This window comes from Paenibacillus sp. 01T442, from assembly GCF_056398345.1.
In genome coordinates this window covers 57,615-80,069 of sequence record NZ_JBFTPF010000010.1, presented here as the reverse complement: position 1 = coordinate 80,069, position 22,455 = coordinate 57,615, and the positions used below count along the sequence as shown (strand labels likewise).

13 protein-coding genes are annotated in these 22,455 nt (G+C 46.1%); all 13 read right to left on the bottom strand.

What is annotated here, in order from left to right:
• Positions 1-32 precede the first annotated feature (32 nt).
• The 13 genes from AC1DLM_RS11435 to AC1DLM_RS11375 all read right to left on the bottom strand — a co-directional run bounded on the left by AC1DLM_RS11435 (position 33) and on the right by AC1DLM_RS11375 (position 22,393).
• The gene (locus tag AC1DLM_RS11435) at positions 33-2,072 is read right to left on the bottom strand and encodes a beta-galactosidase (RefSeq protein WP_477569972.1); all 2,040 of its coding nucleotides are present in this window, start codon (positions 2,070-2,072) and stop codon (positions 33-35) included.
• Positions 2,069-4,162 (bottom strand): hypothetical protein, encoded by a 2,094-nt coding sequence (locus AC1DLM_RS11430; RefSeq protein WP_477569971.1) that lies wholly within the window; start codon positions 4,160-4,162, stop codon positions 2,069-2,071. The genes AC1DLM_RS11435 and AC1DLM_RS11430 overlap by 4 nt, the downstream gene beginning before the upstream one ends.
• Complete coding sequence (locus AC1DLM_RS11425; RefSeq protein ID WP_477569970.1) at positions 4,117-7,194, bottom strand: glycosyl hydrolase 2 galactose-binding domain-containing protein; 3,078 nt, start codon at positions 7,192-7,194, stop codon at positions 4,117-4,119. The genes AC1DLM_RS11430 and AC1DLM_RS11425 overlap by 46 nt, the downstream gene beginning before the upstream one ends.
• Before the next feature lie 43 nt (positions 7,195-7,237).
• Entirely contained in the window at positions 7,238-8,893 is a 1,656-nt protein-coding gene (locus AC1DLM_RS11420) for a hypothetical protein (protein WP_477569969.1), read from the bottom strand.
• 3 nt (positions 8,894-8,896) lie between these two features.
• A complete protein-coding gene (locus tag AC1DLM_RS11415; protein ID WP_477569968.1) occupies positions 8,897-9,745 on the bottom strand; it encodes a sugar phosphate isomerase/epimerase family protein in 849 nt (282 codons plus the stop codon).
• Positions 9,742-10,839, bottom strand: a complete 1,098-nt coding sequence (locus AC1DLM_RS11410) for a Gfo/Idh/MocA family protein (protein WP_441989216.1) — start codon at positions 10,837-10,839, stop codon at positions 9,742-9,744. Before AC1DLM_RS11410 ends, AC1DLM_RS11415 begins: the two co-directional genes overlap by 4 nt.
• A gap of 247 nt (positions 10,840-11,086) precedes the next feature.
• Entirely contained in the window at positions 11,087-13,456 is a 2,370-nt protein-coding gene (locus AC1DLM_RS11405; RefSeq protein ID WP_477569967.1) for a glycoside hydrolase family 95 protein, read from the bottom strand.
• A gap of 21 nt (positions 13,457-13,477) precedes the next feature.
• Positions 13,478-14,956 carry a DUF5605 domain-containing protein gene (locus AC1DLM_RS11400; protein WP_477569966.1) on the bottom strand — a complete coding sequence of 493 codons (1,479 nt, stop codon included), beginning with the start codon at positions 14,954-14,956 and terminating at the stop codon, positions 13,478-13,480.
• A 3-nt stretch (positions 14,957-14,959) separates the two neighbouring features.
• The gene (locus AC1DLM_RS11395; protein ID WP_477570012.1) at positions 14,960-16,387 is read right to left on the bottom strand and encodes a DUF5060 domain-containing protein; all 1,428 of its coding nucleotides are present in this window, start codon (positions 16,385-16,387) and stop codon (positions 14,960-14,962) included.
• 41 nt (positions 16,388-16,428) lie between these two features.
• A complete protein-coding gene (locus tag AC1DLM_RS11390; protein WP_477569965.1) occupies positions 16,429-17,328 on the bottom strand; it encodes a carbohydrate ABC transporter permease in 900 nt (299 codons plus the stop codon).
• On the bottom strand, positions 17,329-18,303 hold the full coding sequence (locus tag AC1DLM_RS11385; protein WP_441989211.1) for a carbohydrate ABC transporter permease: 975 nt from the start codon (positions 18,301-18,303) through the stop codon (positions 17,329-17,331).
• Positions 18,290-21,256: an extracellular solute-binding protein gene (locus tag AC1DLM_RS11380; RefSeq protein ID WP_477569964.1), complete on the bottom strand. Its 2,967-nt coding sequence runs from the start codon at positions 21,254-21,256 to the stop codon at positions 18,290-18,292. The genes AC1DLM_RS11385 and AC1DLM_RS11380 overlap by 14 nt, the downstream gene beginning before the upstream one ends.
• Before the next feature lie 15 nt (positions 21,257-21,271).
• Positions 21,272-22,393 carry an ABC transporter ATP-binding protein gene (locus AC1DLM_RS11375; protein ID WP_477569963.1) on the bottom strand — a complete coding sequence of 374 codons (1,122 nt, stop codon included), beginning with the start codon at positions 22,391-22,393 and terminating at the stop codon, positions 21,272-21,274.
• Between the last annotated feature and the right edge of the window lie 62 nt (positions 22,394-22,455).

Sequence of the window (22,455 nt, the reverse complement as noted above, 5' to 3'; positions counted from 1 at the left end):
CCACCTCTGACCATGGTCATCTTCTAGCCATTTTACGCCTGCAGGATCAGGATACTCTTGGGCTCTAGCTCAATATCACCGCTGATGCTTAGATTGCTCAGCAGCTCCTTCTGAACGCTGCTGCCTACATTCATTTTTTGAATTTGTTCGGTGTGGTTCATAACAAAAGTAAAGCGATCTCCGTCTTTCTCGCGCTGCGTGACCTCAACTCCCGGCGGTGCGTCGTACAATTGTGAAATCCCTTTCCGTTCGCATAAAGCCTTGATCCATAGCTGCATAAATTCTCGACTTGGGTCTGTAGCTGCATACCATGCCTCGCCCTTCCCGAAGTGATGATAGGTCACGCACGGTGATCCGCGGTAGAAATCACGGTCGAATTCTGCGAGCGTTTCCGCTCCTTCCAGATGAACAATTTCACAAACTAAACCGCATTCATACGATGCTTGAAGCTTTCCAAACCCCTGCTTCATGACCATACCATTTCTTTGGTCTGGAAAAAGAGGATCGATTTCTTCTACCCAGATGCCCAGCAGCTTACGCAGCTCACCTGGATAACCACCAGGTGTAACCAAATCGTTTTCATTCACGATCCCGCTGTAAAACGAGGTCACAAACGTCCCGCCATTCGCTACAAAATGCTCCAGCTTTTGCGGGTACCCGGGTTTTACCATATAGAGCAATGGGGCCAGTACCAAATCGTATTGACTTAATTCCGTATCTACATGGATGAAATCTACTTGAATATGATTCTCGTAAAACGCATCATAATATTTTTGAATTTGATCTAAGTACTTGATATGAGCAGATGGTCCGCCACCAAGTTCTACAGACCACCAATTCTCCCAGTCAAACAAGATGCCGATTCTGCTCTTCACTCGCGAATCCAATAGACGATCGCCTAATTGCTGTAATTCCTTTCCGAGCTCCGCACATTCCTTGAAAACTCGCGTGTTCTCGTGGCCTGCGTGATCAATGACAGCTCCATGGAATTTCTCATACGCGCCAAGGGAGCGCCGCAATTGAAAGAACATAATGGACTCCGCACCACGGGCAATTGCCTGATAGCTCCTGAGCCGCATGACATCTGGGCGCTTGACGGGATTCACGGTTTTCCAGTTAATCACACTAGGACTTTGCTCCATTAACATAAATGGAGCGCCGTCTTTCAGTCCGCGCATGAGATCGTATCGGAGTGCCATATAGCTTTCCGGTGTATGATTCTCGGTGTAGATGTCCAGCGCCGCAATGTCTAAATGGGGTGCCCATTTGAAATAATCAAGCGGCTTGTAAGTCCCGTTTCCTTGGAAATTAGTCGTCACAATCGCATCGGGTATTTCAGCTTTGATGGCATTGTATTCGATCAGATAACAGTCTAGCCAGCTATCGGAGTTAAATCGGTAATAATCGAGCGTAATGCCTTGAAAAGCCGTTTGATCGGAATTTCCGCCTGACAGACCCTCGCTTAACGCGCTAGGGAGTACAATTTCATCCCAATCGTAAAATGTATGTCCCCAGAAGCGGGTATACCATGCTTGATTTAACTGCTCCAAAGTGCTGTAACGTATTTTCAACCAATCTCGAAACGCTTTCTCGCAATTCTTGCAGTAGCAGCGATTGCCAATTTCATTGTTTACGTGCCACAGCAGCAAAGCCGGATGATTTTTGTATCGTTCGGCCAGCTTCCGTGCCATGATTCCGGCAAAATGACGGAAGGTCGGGCTGTGCGGACAAGAATTATGTCGTCTGCCGTATGTTCTTTTTTTTCCATCAGAGGTCACGGTTAGAACATCCGGATATTTCCGCGCCATCCAAGCCGGATGTGCAGCCGTACTTGTTCCCATGCACACTTGAACGCCATTGGCATGCAGCATATCCATCACTTCGTCCAGCCAATCGAATCGGTAAGTCTCCTCATCCGGCTGATTCAAGGACCAAGAAAAAACATTGAGTGTTGCGATGTCGATACCGGCTAATTGAAACAGCCGCATATCTTCCTCCCATATTTTCTTCGGAAACTGTTCGGGGTTATAATCACCGCCGAATACTATTTTCCGGAACTTGCGGCTGATCATAGGTTAACCTCCAGTTTCACAGCATCTTGGAATCGCAAGCCATTATGCAGGACAAGAGCAGTCACCCAGGATGGGTTCCATTTATTGCTATGACCCCGGTGATGCCAGTAGGTTTGAAAAAAACCTTCTCCCTGCTCGCCAACAATAGTAAAATTCCATTCTCCGGACTTTGTGCATATTCCCTGTCCCATTGCATTGAATACCATTCGTCCTAATTGCTCATATTGGGTTTTTCCGGTTAACTGGCCGAAACGCCAAAATTCGAAGGTCGGAAAAAAAACATCAAGATGATGATTTTGCACACTGACTCCCGGCCAGCCTGTGGCGGTAAATCCCATGTTCCTGAACTGAGATCCCCGATCAAACACCGGGTTCCACATATATACAAAAGTAAGGAGCCAATCCGCCGATATTTCGGCCCATTCACAATAACGCTCATGATTGGTAAGCATAAATAATTCATAAGCAGCCAGAAAGAAGTACATGCCAGCTTCCTTATCCTCGCAGCTCGCATCGAGCGTAGAACGAGCAAACGGTCGTTCAAATGTCATGGCGTGCTGCTCGTAATAACACTGCATCATTTGCTCAGCAGCCTTCAAATACTTGATTTTACCTGTGACACGGTAAGTCTTTACAACAGCGATCAGACAAGGCAACCCAGCGGCTGTAATCCTATCTTCGGCCGAACGGCCATCGGACAGCCAGGCTGCTGGATAAATACCTGACGGCATGGCCGCGGTAAGGAAGAAGTCACTCGATTCTTCAACAGCCTTCACCCAGGAATTTGGCACTTCCCTGCCCATTTCCCGGAACAGAAGGATGACTTCCGCCAAATCAGCTATGCTTTCCCCGAGAGCTCGGCTGGAGACAACAGCCTGTTTATTCCACTTGAAGTCATCCCATTGCCCATCCGCTAGACGGTAAGAACTGTGCCTTATTCCCGAAACCTCAGTCCGACTTTCACGCAAATAAAAATCGATGGCCTGTTCACAACKGGCGATTCGTTCTTCCTCTTTGTGCATAAACCCTAGCTTGGCGTCGCACCATGCCAACTTCAAACATTGTCCAGTCCACCCGTACATATAGTGAAGCGGACGATTGGAAGCGTTACCGAAATCATTCGAATCCGTAAATTTCACGTATCCCGCGGCACCAAATTCATTTGTCCGCCATCTATCATCCATTGCGTTCTTCTTCAACTGGATCATCTCTTCGAGCGAGTGCGGATTTGCCCCTTTCGGCGCATACAGCTCTATGCCTTTCCGAACAATTTCGCGAAAACCTTGACCAGGATGAGCGACAGATCCCCAATCCAGAGCGTATTCTTTCGTTAAAGAAAACCCGGAAATGAAGTCCAAATAACCGCCGAGGTAAGGGGCTGTTTTGTTTTTACCGACATAATACATGTCTTTCTCACCATTAAACATCAGAACACCGCTCATAGCAGCTAGAATCATTCTCTGTTCCTCTTGAACCGCTCCAAGTGAGCCGTAGTGCACAACGCCATCCGCTGTTTCCTTGTACGCAGGTAACGAAAACAAAGAAAAAAAGCGAGCTTCTGCAGCATCGTTCCATGCCACATTCACGCAAGGGATCGGTAATCGATGTTCCTCGCATATCAAACCTTTATCCTTACCTAATCCAAGTCGCGGAACAACACGGCTCGGATCTGAGGAAGGATTATTGTTGTAAATGAGATGAGGAATGGTCACCATTTCATTGCTCATCTTTGGCAGTGCGAAATGAAGTCCTATCGCTACATCACGCAGGATCCCATGCGTCAAATTTTTCCAAGTCGCATTCATTTTTAGTACATGATGCTCATCGAAGGTTAACTCCATCGTAAACGTTAACGCTTTCAATGATCCGCGGAACCGAATCAAGTTGGGTCCTGCAGTGATTTGTACACCCTCTAACCCTACAAAATCTGAACGCCACGGTCTTCCAGTGGAAAAGCTCAGCATCTCATTCAAATATCCTGAGAAATGAGGGGACTGTTCTCCCTTGTTTTGCAAAATAAGCTGAATGCCTTTAGGCGTACGCGTTATAGCTGCCCGTTTTTGCTTATCTCGGCTAACAATGGTATACATGTGTCGTCCCCTCCTCTGTCGTTCAATATGGAGATCAAGAATCGATCCAATGTTGGGTTGAAACCTACTCTACCCGTAAGCGGCAAACAAACGAAGTAGAACTTCCCTTTACCAACTGGCTTCACTCCAATAACTGGCAGCTTTTTTTTGCCGTTCGGTTCTCCATGAGACTCATAGGCGAAAGCAATTGGATCAAATCCTTCTCCTTGCAAATAACAATTGGTTAGTCCATCTATCCTGTCATTCGTCAAGTTATAAAAATAGGAGAGATCATCCACTTTCATCCACTGCAAATGCGGATTCTCGGTTTGGGAGGCTAACGTGTACAATCCGCGTAATTTATTTGTTCGAACAAGCGTATTTTCGATCTCCCAAGGGTCACTGTCCGGACCGCGCAGAAGCAAAACGGCCGTGGCTCCTTGACGAACCTTCTCGAGAATGGATGTCTGATGACGGTGGAACGCTGCCTTAGAAGAAAGAAGAAGCGAGCCTTCTTTCTGTGTATCTCCGTCATACGATTTGCCTTCAATGTTTAGCAGGGAGCAAATCAGTTCGGCTTCGGCATCTAGATAAGCGATCTTCTGGGAATTCGGATTTTTCGTTTTGGCAAACGCCTCAAAAGAGAATCTTTCCTGATTGATCAACTCCCCGTTTTCATCCAGCAATACGACGTCCAAGTACAAATTCTGTCGATCTAGTACAGATGGAACTGAAAAACTTATTGTTCCTGCATATTTGGAAATCGCCATAGGTACAGAGCCTGTCATTTCGTAATTGCCGTAATCCCGATTATCGTCCCGAAGTGTAGCAATGAAACGGCACCGGTCATAATCTTTGGCTGTATCATTCAATATCCAGACTTCGATTTCCAGCGTTTCCCCTTCATACACCTTCCAACGGTCGCACCTTAAATGGATCCTTACCGGTTCCAAGCATTCCTTATAGGTGAAGTAGGCTGGTTTCGGAATACGATCCACACCAACCAGGGCTTTCATCCAGCCTGCAGGCCATGCGTCAATGAGCAGATGAATGGCGGTTGAAACCACCAAATCGGCCCTTCTTCGCCATGCGTCTGTCATCAGTTTCGTCGCCAGACATTGGTGCTTTTGGCTAGCCTCGACCCATTCATGAATCGTAGACTGTTCTGCAAACCAATCGCCGTGCAAACCGTAGGTTTGCGCTCCAGTGATTTTATTTGGCAGCCATTGCTCCGTCTCTGAGGAGGGAAGCCATTCGCTCGGGTAACGGCTCATCATCAATTGGACATGATCCAATCCTTCCGTGCCATATTCTCCACAGCCGGCTTTCCATCCCGTCCGAATCGAAGGAAGGAAACCTTTATACATTTTACCTACGGATATCGTATTGTTCGTATACCACATGTTATAACAATGAAAATCGGGCAGTCCTTCATGGGTGGGAGGATTGTAATCCCCGTCCGCGTTTTTGACTACACGATCCGGATTTTCAATGAAAATTGCCTGTCTAGCGGCAACGAAAAATGCTTCCAGCTCGTTCCGATGCAGATGACGGTGGCCTTTACGCCTCTTCTCCGTTCGCGAAGGTTCATTAATCAATGAAACCATGATCGACGATGGATGACTGCGGATCAGTCTCTCCATTTCCGCTGCTTGTCGGACGCCTTCTACAAATTGGTTGCGGCGGATAAATCCAAATGTTGGAAGATCACATTGATGCATCATGCCGAGCATATCGAAATAGTCATATATTTCTTCCTGAACAGGGCGCTGTGTTATACGGTAAAAGTTCAAATTAGCATATTTGGCGATCAAAATATCATCAATAAGCTGTTCGAAATCGTTGTTCATGACACATTGCTGCAAGTGCCCCATCTCATTGGCGCCTCTTAACATAATCGGCTGGTTATTGAGATACAACGTTCCTTTCGGTGTGTCCGTTTCATCCATATGAAATTTGCGCATCCCGAAGGTGCGGTCTTGGCTATCCAAACATGCTGTACTGTTCTTTACTTGTACACGAGCCATATATAGAAATGGTGTTTCCGTTTCCCACATCCAGAATGACGGAAAATCCACCTTGTAACGATAGTAATTAAGACCTGGACCAGCGTAAGCAGCTTGAAAAGAGATCGGCCCTAAACCTTCACCGGTAAAATTTTTCGGTAAGATTTCAAGAATCAATTCGAAATTTTCCTTAAGCATATTCGTCGTATTAACGACATCAATCCATACTTCCACGAAGCTGTCATCGATGTTAGGCCGAACAAAAATGTCCTGAATAAACAGCGTTGACCGCTCTTCCAAATACACCGAGTTATAAATACCGGCACCTGACGGACAATGGCTCCATCCGCTGGATGAATTATCCCATCCGGGCCCAGTTGCTGCGTACATTTTATCTCCGTCCAACTTCGTGCCGCCTACCCCCATCATTGGAAAGTCGTTTACTACTTCAACGACCAATGTGTTAAGGTCCTGCAGCAAGTCCGTCACGTCGAATTCAAAAGGTGCAAAGAGTCCCTCATGGCTGCCTATGCACTTACGATTGAGATATACGGTCGCTTTATAGTCAACCCMTTTAAATACAAGGTAGACTCTCTTCCCAACAGGCACGGCTGAATAGGAAAACTCTCTGCGGTAAAACCCCGTCCATTTGCCGTTTTCACCCGTCGGCCCGCGGAAATCAGGAACCATCACATTCTCCCATTCCCCAGTTCCTTCCAGCACATTCGTAAAATCAGCATCCTCCGTTGCTTGATACCGAAATTGAAATTCCTTACATATTTGCCGTTTGCGTTTCATTGCGGAGGATGGAGCCAAATTTCTCATAAAAGGGCTGTACTTTTCACGCAACAGCTTCAAACCCTCATTGAAATCCGCGATTTGTTCCTCATAGGAGAGAACAGAAACGTTCTTTGCTTTTTCCATACCCGGCGTGAAATATTTTTTCTTATAAGCCACGGGAGGAATCTCCCGCAATCCGTCTTTATTTCCGGGATGTTCGCGGAACGCAATCTCCGCAAACGGATCCTGATGTTTGATTGGCTCCAAACTTATCTCCCCTTCTGCGGAACCCATACCGCATAGATTCAACTCAACCAGCTGCGATTTCAAAATCGAGTGTGTACCCTTCCGTGTCCTTAGGGTACATCCTTACTTCTGTCGTGCCAAAGCGCTGTATCCAGCAGCGTTCTTCGCTCAAGAACGGTTCAACGATCTCTTGGATGCGTTCATCTAAAAAATTGTCCGTAACGTTCCATGTTCCGAAGCCCATTTTCCCGCTCGATCTTAGTTCTACAGGACAATCGGAGGGCAGCAGCCAATCGGCGATCACAACGACGCCTCCATTTTCAGCTCTTTTGACTACCGCCTGCAATGTTGCATTGGAGAGAGATGAGCCTCCCACCATAATCAATTTTGGACTTCCGAGCTGCTCTGCGCTCACTTGTTCGTCAAATACTATCACATTTTGAACAGGATAAAATAATGGATGAACCCTTCTTCCATCGCTGGAAACATACCCATGTTCTAATGGGAATTGTTCATAGGCTACATTACTTTTCAATTCGTGTCTCGGAAAGTCGTAGCCTGGGATATGCATGCAGCTGCCGTGAGCAGGTATTGCACCTCTGCTGAGCAGATGCCAGATGTGGAACACACTTTGGGAACCACCCAAATCAGTGAGTGTCCGATTGCCGAACAATCTTTCATTTTGGCCGTAATTGCTGTCATCTGAATGAATGATGACGATATCCGGATTTGCTTGTGAATGGTGCCAAGACAAGGTATGTTCAGGTATGAATTTATGAACGAACTCTTTCCATACATCTCCGAATTCAGTTGTTTCAAATCCTGTATGACGATGTTTCATTAAAACATCGATATTTTCTACGAACAGATGGGATGGTCCCATCAAGTAGCCCAACCTTAATGCTGATGCGAATTCCTGTGGAGAATGCCCAGGGAATCCTTGAAAGCGGGTGAACCACTCTCCCGTATCCGGCCCCCACAAATCGGCGCATATCCATAGCGCTCTGCCATATTGTTTGGCCGCTCCCAAAGCGGTGGATAACTGCAAGGATTGAAACGATTCCTTCATGATCTTAGGGCAAATGTCCATCCCCGCTCTGGCAACCGTATGAAACATAGTTGGAAATACATGCTCCGCAATCAATGGCATGGATGTGCGGGATGCTCCATTTTGTTCTAAAACGTTTTGTACATGCTGGACATGTGACCGAATCGACCGCTCAACCTTGGCGCGCGACTCTGCCAAGTCCCTTGCATCGGTGCTGCCCCAATGCGGGAACCAGCCATCATGCCGATATTGTCCGGCGTTTATTTGCAAATGTTCAGGTTCATCATACAGAAGTCCGATACACCGTCCCGAATTTGCGGCCTGCACAATCGCCTTATCGGGCAGGTCGTACCGGTTCGTTCCTTCCGTCCATGGCCCGTTTATATTTCCGTATTCATTGCCGAGGCAGATGTCTAATCCCGCTTCCGCGATATCCGTCAAGAGTTCTGAATACCCTTTCATTTCTGGAATCACATGATGAACATAAAAGTCCGCGTCTAACTCTTTTAGAGCTCGAAGAAATTGATCAGGCTCTGGCTTTGGATCTTGAGACGGACTGAGACTCCCCGTTCCAGTCCTCATAATAAGCTCAGAAGCATCTCCTGCCCATGAATCCTGCCATGCAACAACTGGGCCCTGTATGCCTAATTTCGGTTTATGCGTCATAGACATTCTTCACGTCCTAACTGCGCTCTCAAAGGATTTGCGGATCAAATCCAAACATTCCGCTACTTCTTCCGGCTTTGCATGCTCCAGAATCAACGGGACATCCGGCAATCGACTGGCAAGCAACGCTGCATACACATGCCAGTCTGCTTGCCCCGCCCCTACCCGAGGTGTCGTGAATACGCCGTCATGGTAGAGCGTGTCTTTGGCATGCGCAATCGGAGAATAGGTAGCAATGCAGTCGAAAATATTCGACATAGCCGCTTCCTGTCCGCTCAAATCTTCTTGCGTCAAATAATTGAATGGATCCATAATGAGCGCCACCCCTTCGGTCCCAAGCTGTTTCATCATTCGGACACCTTGCTCAGGACTCGCCAGCACATTAAGTGCAAATCCTTCGATGACTAATACCGCATCTTTCTTCACTGCTCGGTTCCGTAAACGGTCAATGATGTTCAGCAGTTCATTCCAGGCTTCAGGAGTCCGATTACCTTCAAAATCACGCCAAGCATTGGTAGGGTGAAGACTTCCCGTTTCCGTCGCGATATACCGTGTTCCATAGGCCGAACATAKGTCGATCATCTTCTCTAGCTGTTTTAGCTTATCTTCCCGTTTCTGAAGGTTCGGATTCAATAAATTGGTATAGGCCGACAAACCTACGATGGAAATCCCTTTTTTCTCAAAGATGGCTCGAATTTTTTCAGCTCGTGTCAGTGAAAATGGTTCATCATCCATAACCTGCATAGCCTGCTTGGGGTCGATTTGTACATAAGTCAACCCATGTTTGCAAGCGTCCTCGGCGATAGCTTCCGCGCTCCAGCCTAAGTATATGTAACTCATAAAACCGAGTTTGTTCATAATCCATCGCTTCCTTTCAGCACGTCGCTTCTTTCCACTACACAGCCTTCTTGGCTGGAAATAACCATGGATGTCGTCATAGCAACCGTTTGTAAGTTATCTTCCGAAGTAACCGGCGGACGCTTGCCTTCCTCCAGGGCAGTCATGAATGCAAGCATGGACCCTGCGAAGGCGTCCGGGAACCATGTTCCTTTCAGCTTAATCTCATGTACAACGTTTTTGTGCTTATTTAACGCCATATAGAGCGTTTCTTGCGTACACCAGAGGCTCCCTTCCGTCCCGTCAATCCACCATGTGTTGCTATGTGAACGGTTTGCTTTGGCAATATTGTTAAAAAGCAGCGAAGCCATGAGCTGGTTTCGTCCCCCTTTTGGACCAAACTCGACATTAGCTGAATAGATCAGAGGGTCAATCGCGTTTTGCTGCTTCAATTGAGCTGTCGTGCAGTGTACTCGAGACCACTCTTCTTCTGGGTTAGGATTGAAATATCGGCATAAATCCACATAGTGGACACCGTGATCGACAATATTGAAATTAGGCATGTTCGTCCACCACTTACCGGCTTGGTCTTGGAACGAACGCATCTCATGATGGATGCTGTATACCTCACCGATGAGATCCTGTTCAAGGAGCATTTTCAGCGCTTTATGAGCCGGAGCCCAACGAGCCTGCTGGTTGACGCTAAGTACGATACCCAGTCGGTTTACTTCTTGACTAAGCACTTGAGCGTGCTCTAAATTTAGAGCTAATGGCTTTTGGCATAACACAGGCCTAGGTGCCTTGCCAATCAGTTTCAGCACTTCAAGTCTTGGTTCTGGATGGATCGCTAAATCTATGAGACCAACTTCATCATTTTGCAATAATTCATTAACATCAGTCGTCCAATGCGGTATATCAAATTTTTGTGCTGTCATGCGAGCCGCTTCCTCGTTAACATCACAGACAGCCGCAATATGCAAGCCATATTTACGATAAGCGGGCAAATGCGCTGTATTCGCTATGGTACCGCAGCCAATCAAGCCGATTCCGTATTTCTTCAAGTCCGGAATATGCTGCTTTCTTGGCAAATAATCCTCTGGTCTAATGAATTCCATGGTATCACCTCTTAATTACTACATTACATCACTACGAAAAAACATTTATAGGCTGTTCATGCTTTTTTTAGGGAGCATTCAACCACATCGATAKGATCTTTTGCTCGCCATATATCATCCTATATTCCATGATAAGTAACACAGTGGTGCAGTCGTAGGCAAGAAAAAACCACCGAACGCTATGCGCAAGGTGGTCTACTCAAATAATTAATTGCATGGAACATCAACTTTGCAACTGTGAATACAATCATGAATGACGAACCAATGTCCCTATTTGCGCTTTGCTTTGCTTCTCCGCAATCAGCAAGTAGGTTTTCCCCGCTACCGCGTTAAACTTTGTTAGAAACTCCGACGTAATGGTTTCAACCGGTTTTCCATCCGTTTCCACAATAAGAGCCGATTGCGGACGTCTGCACGTTACTGTGCATAATTGGCTTTTCGTCGCTTTAATGACGCAGTGGGTTAGTTCGCCATCCTCCCACTCCATCTCGATCTCGAAGCCTCCACGGGCGCGAAAACCACTGATTCTACCGCGCTGCCAAGCCTTAGGCAATGACGGTAGCAGCGCAATCTCCCCACGGTGCGATTGCAGGAGCATTTCGGCAATTCCCGCTGTTGCACCGAAATTTCCATCAATCTGAAACGGCGGATGATTGTCAAATAAATTCGGCAGTGTCGAGAGGGAAAGCAGTAAGCGAAGATGCTCATAGGATTGTTCCCCATCCTCCAAACGAGCAAAGAAATTAATGATCCAAGCCCGGCTCCAGCCTGTTTGTCCGCCCCCATTCTCCAACCGGCGCTCCAGTGTCCGTTTGGCCGCTTCCGCCCACTCCGGCGTGTGCCTTGGATGAATGATTTCTCCTGGATGGAGCGCGAACAAATGTGATATGTGGCGATGGCCCGGATGAACTTCATTCCAATCCTCCACCCACTCCTGCAGCTGTCCGTGCTTGCCGATTTGCGGCGCCGGCAGCTTACGCAGCGTAAGTTCCCATTTCTGCCGAATCGTCTCGTCCGTTCGAAGTATGCCCGCAGCTTCCATACACGAACTGAGCAATGTATAGATGATTTGGGTATCCATGGAAGGACCTATACTCAGACATCCTACGCTTCCGTCAGGGCCGATAAATTTATTTTCAGGAGAAGTAGAAGGCCCGGTAACGAGACGCCCCTTTTCGTCTTCAAACAAATAGTCCAGGAAGAATTCAGCCGCTTCCTTCATTACCGGATACGCCCGTTCACGAAGAAATTGTTCATCCAAGCCGAACCGGTAATGCTCCCAGAGATGCAGTGATAACCAAGCGGCACCCATTGGCCAAATTGAACCTGGAATATGATTCCCTTCAATTTGCGTGGATCCCCACATATCGGTATTATGGTGAGCGACGAATCCATTGCATCCGTATACCTTCTGCGCTGTTTTCCTGCCATGTGGCCGCATACGATCGATCAAATCAAACAACGGCTCATGGCATTCGGACAAATTGCAAACTTCCGCAGGCCAGTAATTCATCTCCGTGTTAATATTGATTGTGTATTTTGACTCCCATGGGGGTGTAAAACTTTCATTCCATATGCCCTGTAAATTCGCAGGATTTGAACCAGGGCGGGAACTAGCCATAAGCAAATAACGGCCGTATTGGAAAAACAGAGAAATAAGCCCCGGATCTTCGCCACCGTCTTTGTACCGTTGAAGTCTGACATCCGTTGGCAGTACTTCGATTTCACTTGCATCTTTAGGACGTCCCAACTCCAGCTTTACTCGACCAAATTTGGACGTATGATCCGAAATGTGATCCTGCTTGACCCGTTCGTATCCCTTACTTGCCGCATGAACCAACTGTTGAATACACTCGGCTTGGGGGTCCTCATGACGGAAGGTAGTTGCTGCCGAAAGATAAATGGTAACCGCTTCCGCCTGTTGAACAGTGAGGAAATCACCGATTACTTCCACCGTTCCGCCTTCTGGTACGGCTTTCACTGCCGTGCAGTATGTCACACCGTTTTTCCCGCTTTCACCACTCATCACCAAAGTATCGTTGTCGACCCTATGCGTACCTTCGTCAAAAGGTCTGCGACTCAAATGCATTCGGAGATTTAAGGTTGCAGGTCGATTGCAGGTGATTCTGAGCACCAACACCTGATCGACCGCACTGCTGAACAATTCCCTTTCATGCAAAACATCGTTTAAACAATAGTTTACATGGGCGATACCCTGCTCAATGTCCAGATCTCTATAATAATTGGAAATCATCTTTTTCTCCCCGTCGTGATAAAAGTGCAAATCACCTAACGGCTGATACGGACGCAAGGACTTTGGATTGGACATGAGTCCCATTTGTGCCAGTTCTTCTGCTTCTATTTGTTTCCCTTTTTGTAACAAACGGCGTACTTCCGGAAAATATTTTCGACCGTCAGGATTATCTCCGTTGACCGGCCCGCCGTACCAAACGGAGTCTTCGTTCAGCTGCAGCCGTTCTTGATTCACTTTCCCGAATACCATAGCACCCAGACGCCCATTTCCAATAGGCAGTGCATCATTCCATGTTTTTGCTGGTTTTTCATACCATAGCTTTGAAGTCTTTGAAGTACCCGTTGATTTCCGTAATGGTTCCAATGACATCTCTCCCTTATGAAGCTATTTGTAAGACGTTTCGGTCATCTTGCGAATACGCAACGCGTAATAAAGCTTTGCAGGCAAATCGATCCGGAATCGACCTTCAAATGTACCGGTAAGAGGTGCGATGGTCATGTTCCATGTATCGATCAGATCTACTTCATATTTACCATCCGGCAGTGAAAATTCGCGATAGGCAAATCGATGCGGGCCAAAGTACTGTAAATAATATTCACCCCTTACCTCCAACGTTGCAGCATCAAGTCGATCGCTGCTGTATGTCATTTGAGCCGGTGCTTTTTCTAGTATTTCGCGCATAAACTCGATTCTCCGAACACTTCTTCCTTGTAGTTCCCCTCCACGAGACGACCAGAGTACATGCTCCACATTTAAAAACGTTTCTCCGTGTGTCACATAGCCTCCACGACAATTTCCTTCCCACATTCGGCAAACTAACTCTTCAGGCGTCAAACTGCCCCAACTTGTAGTCAGATTTCCTTCAAATCCACATTCATCAATGATAACCGGCTTTCCAAATTGTTTGGTGCATTCTGATGCAACTCTTACGTCCGTAGTTTTGATACTCGCATGAGTCACCCACGGGACGCCGAAATCGTACCAAACCCGATCATTATGAATGGAGCGCAAATGTCTGCCATAATCGCATTCCTGAATAAGTCGAAATAAGCGCTTCCAATCCTCACTATTTTTATGTGTCATGCCATCATAGTCATTCGCGAGTGCCCACCACACATTGTGTTGTGCCCCAAGCCGTGCGATGATATATCGCAGATAACGGTCATCCTCATCCGAAGACATTTCATCGAAGCCCCAACGGCCATTGTCATATGGATGCCACAAAATGAGTTCTGCTTGTACGCCGAGATCTGCTAAATCCTTCACCCTTTTCTCCAAATGAGAAAAATATTCCGGACGAAGACGGCTATAATCGAATCCTTGTTCTCGCGTACCTTCAAACGGGTAGTTATTTGGTTCCGCATCACGAAACTCATCGTTTTTCGGAAACACACTCATGCGGATTTTGTTAAATGGCGAATGCTGCAGCGTAAGCAGCGTTTGCTCCTGAAGTTCCTCGCTTTGCAAATGCCACCCATAAGAAGTTGTGCCAATTGGAGTAAATCGCTTTCCATCCGCGTATTGAAAATGTACATTACCCTTCACCCGAACCGGTCCGTTATTTCCTGATGTTGGTCTGGTACACGCGAACTCTCCCGTTATTCCGTCCAGCTTCGAACAATTGCTTGACGTTGAATACGTCCACACACCCTCTTCTTCTGGCATAAACCGGATCCGATAGCTCCCGTTACCGTCGTAAAATCCTTCAGCTTCCGCATAGGTTCGTTCTTTCTTGAAAACAGCGCAGAGACGTATGTCTGTGAACGGGTTTCCATGGCTGGGACCTTCGAGCGTCAATTCGAACACACCCCAACGCTCCACTTCATTGGCTACTCTCAGAGAGACCTCCTCCTTCCCATTCATGGTTCAAAGCTTCCAAATTCGCAATGCAAGATTAGGTTTTCCGGGGAGGTCAACCTTGGTGAGTCCGCAAAACGTGCCTTTAACCGGCGTTATGGTCATGTCCCACGTATCAATAATTTCTAGGCGGTAGGAAGCATTATCAGGGAGATCAACGAAAGTATACGCATGCTGATGATGGCCGAAATATTGAAGCCCATACTCTCCTCGCTGCCAAGCTTTCATCCAATCTGCGGGACCTTCCTCCATCAATTTACKGAGAAAAGCGATTCTCTCCATACTATCTCCATACAATTTTCCCCCGGATGAAATCCAGGCCCTTGTCTCCTTGTCGATAAATGATTCCCCATGCCCGACAAACCCGCCTCGAGACATGGCCTCCCAGAATCGGTGGGTCATTTCCTTGCCCGAAATATTACCCCAACGTCTAGAGCTGTTGCCTTCATAAGAAATTTCGTCAATGACAACCGGTTTTGCGTTCGCTTCCCGCCAGCTTGTCGTAAGCTCTGCATCCCAGTGCTGTATGCTTTGATGAGTGATCCATGGTTTAGAAAAGTCGTACACCCACGAGGACTTATACATCTTTGTTCCGTTATGGATTGAACGAAGATGTTGATAGGGGTCATGATGCTGTACGAATTGGATCAGTCGATCCCAATCCTCAACCGTTTTGAATGTGTTAAAATCGTACTCATTGCAAAGCGACCACCAGACATTTCGAAAAGAGGAGAGTCGCGCGATCACGTAGCGCAAGTAAAATGCATCGGTTTCAGCGTCCATGTTATCGACGCCCCAAAATCCTTTATCATACGGATGAAATAAGACCAGATCGGCTTCTATGCCAAGATCCATCAAATCATCGATCCGCTTTTCTAAATGGGTGAAAAACCCGGGATTAAACCTCGTTCTATCCACATCTTCGGGACTCGAACCCTCGAAAACCAATCGAAGAGGTGCTTTCATATCTCTTGTTGGCAGAAGACACATTCTTACTTTATTAAACGGAGATTCTTTTAAGGATTGAAGAGTAAGCTCCTCAAGTCGCTCATTTCCGTGATGTGTCCAGTGATAGCAGGTAGTGCCGAACGGCATATACGGCGTACTGTCCTCAAAAGCGAATACATACTGATCCTTTACCCTTACAGGTCCATGGTTTTCACAAGAAGCCTCCACACACACGAATTCACCGTGTTGACCATCAAGATCAATGTGATTGCTTTGCGTAACATAAGTCCAAACACCGACTCGGTCAGGCATGAAGCGGATCCGGTATGTACCGTTTCCATCATAAAAGCCATCTGGTTGAACCATGTAGTTTTTGTACTGAAATCGAGCAGATAGCTGAACTTCCTGAAAGGGATTCCCTTCCGACGGCCCCTGCATCGTCAGTTCAAACCGTCCCCATTTCTCTATTTCTTGGCTGTTTTGTTGCATGCCCATCATTATGTTACGCTCCCTTCATCCGGTTTGATCCTCTACTTGATGCCGGAATGCRCCATCGTCGCAATAACCTTACTTTGGAAAGCTAAGAACATGATGAAATTCGGCAAAAACAAGATTAATGCAGCTGCAGCAACAGCCCCTTGTCTGGATACACTGTTCGCCAAACCGGAAGTTAATGTTTGGACATAGAACTGAAATGTTCTCAATTCTTCATCTTGAATAAAATTTTCCGATGCTTCTGTGCTGAGCCATGTGGAGTTAAATGCAATGATGCTTACCGTCATGATCGCAGGCAGTACGACAGGAATGACAATTCTTAAAAAAAGTGTAAACTCTTTGGCTCCGTCCATCCGAGCGGAATCGAGTAATTCATCTGGGAGCTGATCAATGAACTGTTTCATTAGAAAAACACCTGTAGGAACGGCTACAAGCGGAAGAACATGCGCCCAATAGGTATTGAATATGCCCAATTGGCTGATGATCAAATATCTCGGGATCGAAACAGTTTCAGGGACGAACAGCAGAGTTAGCAGAATCGTCGCGAATATAAACTTGTGCCCTGGAAACTTATGCTTGGATATCGGATACGCGCACATTGCACTTGCAATTACGATGGCTATAACACCTAGCGTTGTGGCGATCACACTGTTAAACAAATACCGCGTGATCGGGACTGCCGTTCCCTTCGTGATGGACGCTAATTCTAAAAAGCTTTGAATTGTAGGATGTCTCACGAAGATATTTGGCGGATAAATGAACAGTTCCTCATAAGGTTTAAAAGCATGATTAAAAATATAAATCAGAGGCAGCATCAAAAAAATACTCATCAAAATAAGAATGATAATTGATACTTTTTCCATAAAACTGAATCTGCGCAGCCGCTTGCGCATACGCCAAGAATCGAATTTCCGAAGAGATCCAGCGACATTCATTTACTCGCCCTCCTTCGTGCCAAACAACTTCTCACATAGCTTGTTAGCAAAGTAAATAAAAATAAGGAGAAGTACGGATAATGCCGTTGAGTAACCGAGCTCAAAACGGGTGTATCCATAGTCATGCATGTGTGTTAAGAGAACATGACCCGAATATTGCGGCGTTGGATTCATCCCCGATAACGTCTGACCTATTTCTCCCGATTGAATCGCTCCGACAATTGCCATAACAGCTCCGAACAACATTTGCGGTTTTGTGGAAGGGATAGTAATATACCAGATTTCTTCCAGCCTGCTTCGAATGCCATCTATCCTACCTGCTTCGTATAGCTCCGGATTGACATTCAGAATGCCAGCCAACATAGCCAGGAAACCAATTCCCATACTTTTCCAAAGCGTAACAAAAACCATAGAACTCATTAAATACTCTTTGCTGGTAGCCCACAATATTGGTTCGGTAATGAACCCAAATTTAAGAAGAACACTATTCAAATAACCTATTCGATCGCTTGATAACATAGGAACCCATATAATACCAATCGCTATCGTGCCTGCCAAGGAGGGCGTATACATAGCGAGTGTAAACCATTTGCGATATATACTAGGTAAGATCGAAATTAACCACGCTAGTAAGAAAGCGGCTATATATCCACCTGGACCTACTAATAATGCGAATGTTATTGTGTTCGGCAGCGCATATTTGAGCAGGATCAAATCTTCCGACACCATGTAACGGAAATTGTCCCAACCTGCGAAGCGTGGAGGTCCTATGGAATCGTAATACGTAAAACTGAGTACGATCGCAGATAGCACGGGAAGGAAGATAAACAGAATGAAACAGATCATAAATGGCGCTATAAACAAATAGGATACACGGTATGACCAAATTGTTTGCAGCAAGCTACGATCCTTCTTCTTCACTCGGTTTGTGGACATATACGAACTAGGGAGCGTAATCGGCTCACTTTTTAACATACTTATCCACCCCTTCCCAAGGTTTTGTAATAACCGGTAAATCCAACGAACGGACCAACTTTCCATTTTCGTCGATAAATTTAAATTCCTGTAGTTTTCTCTTCACTTCTCGGTCCACTTCTTTCGCGGCCAGTTCAAGTGATGTCCTGTAGTTCATCCCGTCTATGACGGTTCGATTCCATGCATTTTTCATTTCACGCTCCATTAAATAGCTGCCGCCAGGTACGTTCGGCACTTCCCTGTACCATTTCCATTGCTCCAAAATTGCTTGCAGATCATCTTCCTTCCACGGAAGCTGCGTGAACGCTTCCATATTGGACGTGAACCATCGGAATGTAACGCCGTAAAGCGTTTCCAGCTCAGTACCAAACCTGCTCTGCACATCTGCTGATGTCCACCATTTCAAAAATTCCCAGCTCTCATTCGGATGTTTGGCGTTTTTCATAATCATCGAAGAGTACATGTTTCCGCCCATCCAGCGAGCTACCGAACCGTCCTCCTGACGTTCACCTGGAACCGGAGCAACCCCCCACAAACCATTCAATTCAGGAGCTGCTACATTTAATTGCAGATACGTATTCAAATCAGCAATACCAAGGGGATACGACCCATCCTTGAAATGTTGGTAGAAGCTGTCCATCTGTTGATCAATGGCATATTTATTTTGCAGTTCGGTCCATTGCCTGAACGCATTCAAGCTTTTCTCCGAGGACAGCCCCGTCTTTGAACCGTCTTGCAAATAGTATTCGGCCCCATGCATCTGCAGGAATATACCGTGGTCGTTAACCGGCGTGAAGTTCATTCCGTTCTGCTGCAGTACTGGGAGCATCTTGTAAAGATCGTCCCAAGTGTCAGGAACTTTCAAGTCTAGTCTTTTTAAAAGATCTTTCCGATAGTACATGACACGGAACTCTTGTGTTTCTGGCACCGCGTAATAACCGCCGTTATAATAAAAAGCTGGCCACGTACCTGGAGAAAATTGCTTAGCGTACTCATCGAAATCCGGAAATTGCTTCAGATTATAGACGCCGCCCCGAATCGCGTAATCGAACGGAATGGACTGCTGCAAGCCTAACGCAACGTCAGGCGCAATTCCTGCTGCGTTCATCATAACAAGCAGTTTTTCGTCTTTTAGCAGATTTACCCTAACTTTAATGCCGGATTGCGGTGTAAACATCTCATCTGCCAAACTTTGCAGCATGTTGACGTAATCTCTTCCACGCAGCATCCAAACATCAAGCACCATATCTTCGTTATTGGTTTTTCTTTTTGATTTAAAGGAATCGATAAAGTTGATGATTCCGCCTTCCAATTTCTCATAAAAGGTCGGGAGCATTTTCGGAAGTGGCTGCTGGGCTGGCACGACAAATATGCGATCCAACTGAAGAGGCTGATAGGAGAGCTGCTTGATCTGTTCCGCTACCTTGCCTTGAAGCCTGTTCAAAATACTTGCATTATAAGGAATTTCATCTGGATCTTTCAGCAAGCCTTCCAAATCTTTCTGCACGGTAGCAAGCGCTTGCGTAACGGCATCTGGTCGGCCATTGATAGCTGCCATCCGCTCTCGCACACCGTTCAAATCATCATGTACACCTTGCATTTGTTCAATAAAAGTAGGAAGGTCATTTTTGAGATCCCAAGTCCGGTTTTTGTCGTCCACATTACCTGTTAATGTTCTCAAATCCTCGGATAACTTAGACAATTCACTAATCGTTCGTTCCAAGTCCGATGAAACTGAACCTAACGGTGCCCAAGTGGCACGCATCGAGATCGTATTGCTTCCTTTTTCCAAGTAAAATTCGTATGGATTATTGTGTTCATCGGCCAGTGTAATACTTTTCCAACCGGTTGCATACATAAACCGATAGGCTTTCAGCTCAGCAAACGGCACTTTGCCGTTTATCATGATCTGCCGGAATGACGAGCGGTTAGATACAAAAGACTGTTCCGCGCGCATCGCAATTTTATAGTACCCAGTTTCCGGTACATCAAAGTTCCAGCTAATCTCTTGGTTATTCGAAGACCACCGAGCTCCGTCTATCACATTGTAAGTAATATGTCCGCGGACACTGGGTGTTGACGCAATATCATTATCGAAGGCCAATGAGATGGCTGAATCGTTTTTCCATTGCATCTGCTCAGCTTCGATCTTGATCGGTTCCGACTTTACAGGAGGAGCACCGGTTGGCCACTCCCTTCTCACATCTTTATATTCGCCTGGTAGATGAGGTGCTTTTAACGTTATAGACTCGAGCGCAAATGGATCGCTGCCCGCCAATCGGATTCTGTGCTTCCCCGGTTCTAAATACCACGTCAGCGGATCCTCGTATGCACCTGATATATCGCGAAGTTCCCAAGATAACCAGCCTGATTTGTCTTCCGCCGGTGGCCGAATCTCATCGCCTTTGTCGTCCTGACGAATCGGAAACTTATCCTTCCATTGTCTGTATAACTCGACCGATTTCGATTCCAAATAAGGGCTTGAACCATCAATGGTCAAATTCAGCGCAATCGGCTTTCGGTATTTCGTACCGACGAAAGGATTATAGGTCATTGCAATGGTATACAATCCACCTTGCGCCACATTCACCTCATATTCAATCCATTCGTCCTTTGAAGCGCTCCAGATCAAAACGTCATTTTTTTCATTATAGGTCCCGGTAGAAATATTGGCGTTAGCCGACTGGCTGGCCAGCTTCGATCCAGGGATAGTCAAACTCCCATTATGATCGATCGAAGCACCTTCCTTTTTCCACTGTTCCAACTTCTCAGAATAAGATGGATCCAACTGCTTGGATGAATTCACTTGCTCTTCCGCATTCGTTGTCTTTGATTCTGTTCCCAATGAAGTACCTATATCCGCAAAACCGGGAAGCGTTTGACTGAGTAAACAGAAGAGCGCCAGCATCGTTGAAATCCATACCCGGGTTCGAAAAGAAACCTTCAATTTCATCCCTCCGCTGTCTATTTAATACATGAGATTTTCCTTTGAATCTTTATCGAAAAATAGTACTTTTTGCATATCAAGAGATAGAACAAGCTTCTCATCTTCAACGAAGTTGTGATCAGCACGGGTTCGAACGATCAGTAAATTAGGCACACCAATGTCCATATACAGGTACATATCTGCCCCCATTAATTCATTGATCTTTTGGACCCCGTTAATTTGTGCGTGCTGGCCCACATCTGCCGCTGTATGATTTACATGTATATTCTCACACCGAATTCCTAGAAAAACGGATCTATTTACTTTATTTTTCTTTTTCAACATGTTCGCCTGCTGTGAGGGGATTTCTAAATAATATCGATTGGTGTGAAACTCTAATTTGCCGTCTGTGCCTTCCAGAATTTTACCCTCAATGAGATTGATCGGCGGCGTCCCGATAAATCCGGCGACGAACATATTTCTCGGATTATTGTAAATCTGTTGCGGTGTATCTACCTGTTGAATAATGCCGTMTTTCATGACAACAATGCGATGCCCCATGGTCATGGCTTCTACTTGATCATGTGTCACGTAAACCATTGTTACGCCGAGCTGCTTGTGAAGCTTAATGATCTCTGTTCGCATTTGAACCCTCAGTTTGGCATCCAAATTTGACAGCGGCTCATCCATTAGAAAAACCTGGGGATCACGGACAATGGCTCTGCCTAAAGCTACACGTTGACGCTGACCTCCAGAGAGTTGCTTAGGCTTCCTATCGAGAAACGGTTCAATTTCCAGTATTCTTGATGATTTTTTAACCGCTAGGTCGATCTCATGTTTKGGCATCTTACGCAAGCGCAAGCCGAATGCAATATTTTCGTACACGCTCATGTTCGGGTATAAAGCGTAATTTTGGAAAACCATCGCAATATCCCGATCCTTCGGCGGCAAATCATTGACAAGCTGATCTCCAATATAAAGTTCTCCTGATGTGATATCCTCTAAGCCAGCAATCATCCTGAGTGTTGTTGATTTCCCGCAGCCAGACGGACCTACCATGACAAGAAATTCTCCATCGTGTATTTCCAAATKGAAATCTTTAACTGCATATCCGCCATCTTTGCCATAACGTTTTTCTACGTGATTCAAAAGAATGCGCCCCATTGCGGCACCTCCTATAGTCTGTTTCAATCATCCCGATGATAACGGTTTCAGTTCATTATACA

Excerpts from the sequence above, each read along its gene's own strand:
- AC1DLM_RS11435 (WP_477569972.1), bottom strand. The coding sequence starts at position 2,072 with ATGATCAGCCGCAAGTTCCGGAAAATAGTATTCGGCGGTGATTATAAC.
- AC1DLM_RS11420 (WP_477569969.1), bottom strand. The coding sequence starts at position 8,893 with ATGTCTATGACGCATAAACCGAAATTAGGCATACAGGGCCCAGTTGTT.
- AC1DLM_RS11410 (WP_441989216.1), bottom strand. The coding sequence starts at position 10,839 with ATGGAATTCATTAGACCAGAGGATTATTTGCCAAGAAAGCAGCATATT.
- AC1DLM_RS11400 (WP_477569966.1), bottom strand. The coding sequence starts at position 14,956 with ATGAATGGGAAGGAGGAGGTCTCTCTGAGAGTAGCCAATGAAGTGGAG.
- AC1DLM_RS11385 (WP_441989211.1), bottom strand. The coding sequence starts at position 18,303 with ATGTTAAAAAGTGAGCCGATTACGCTCCCTAGTTCGTATATGTCCACA.
- AC1DLM_RS11380 (WP_477569964.1), bottom strand. The coding sequence starts at position 21,256 with ATGAAATTGAAGGTTTCTTTTCGAACCCGGGTATGGATTTCAACGATG.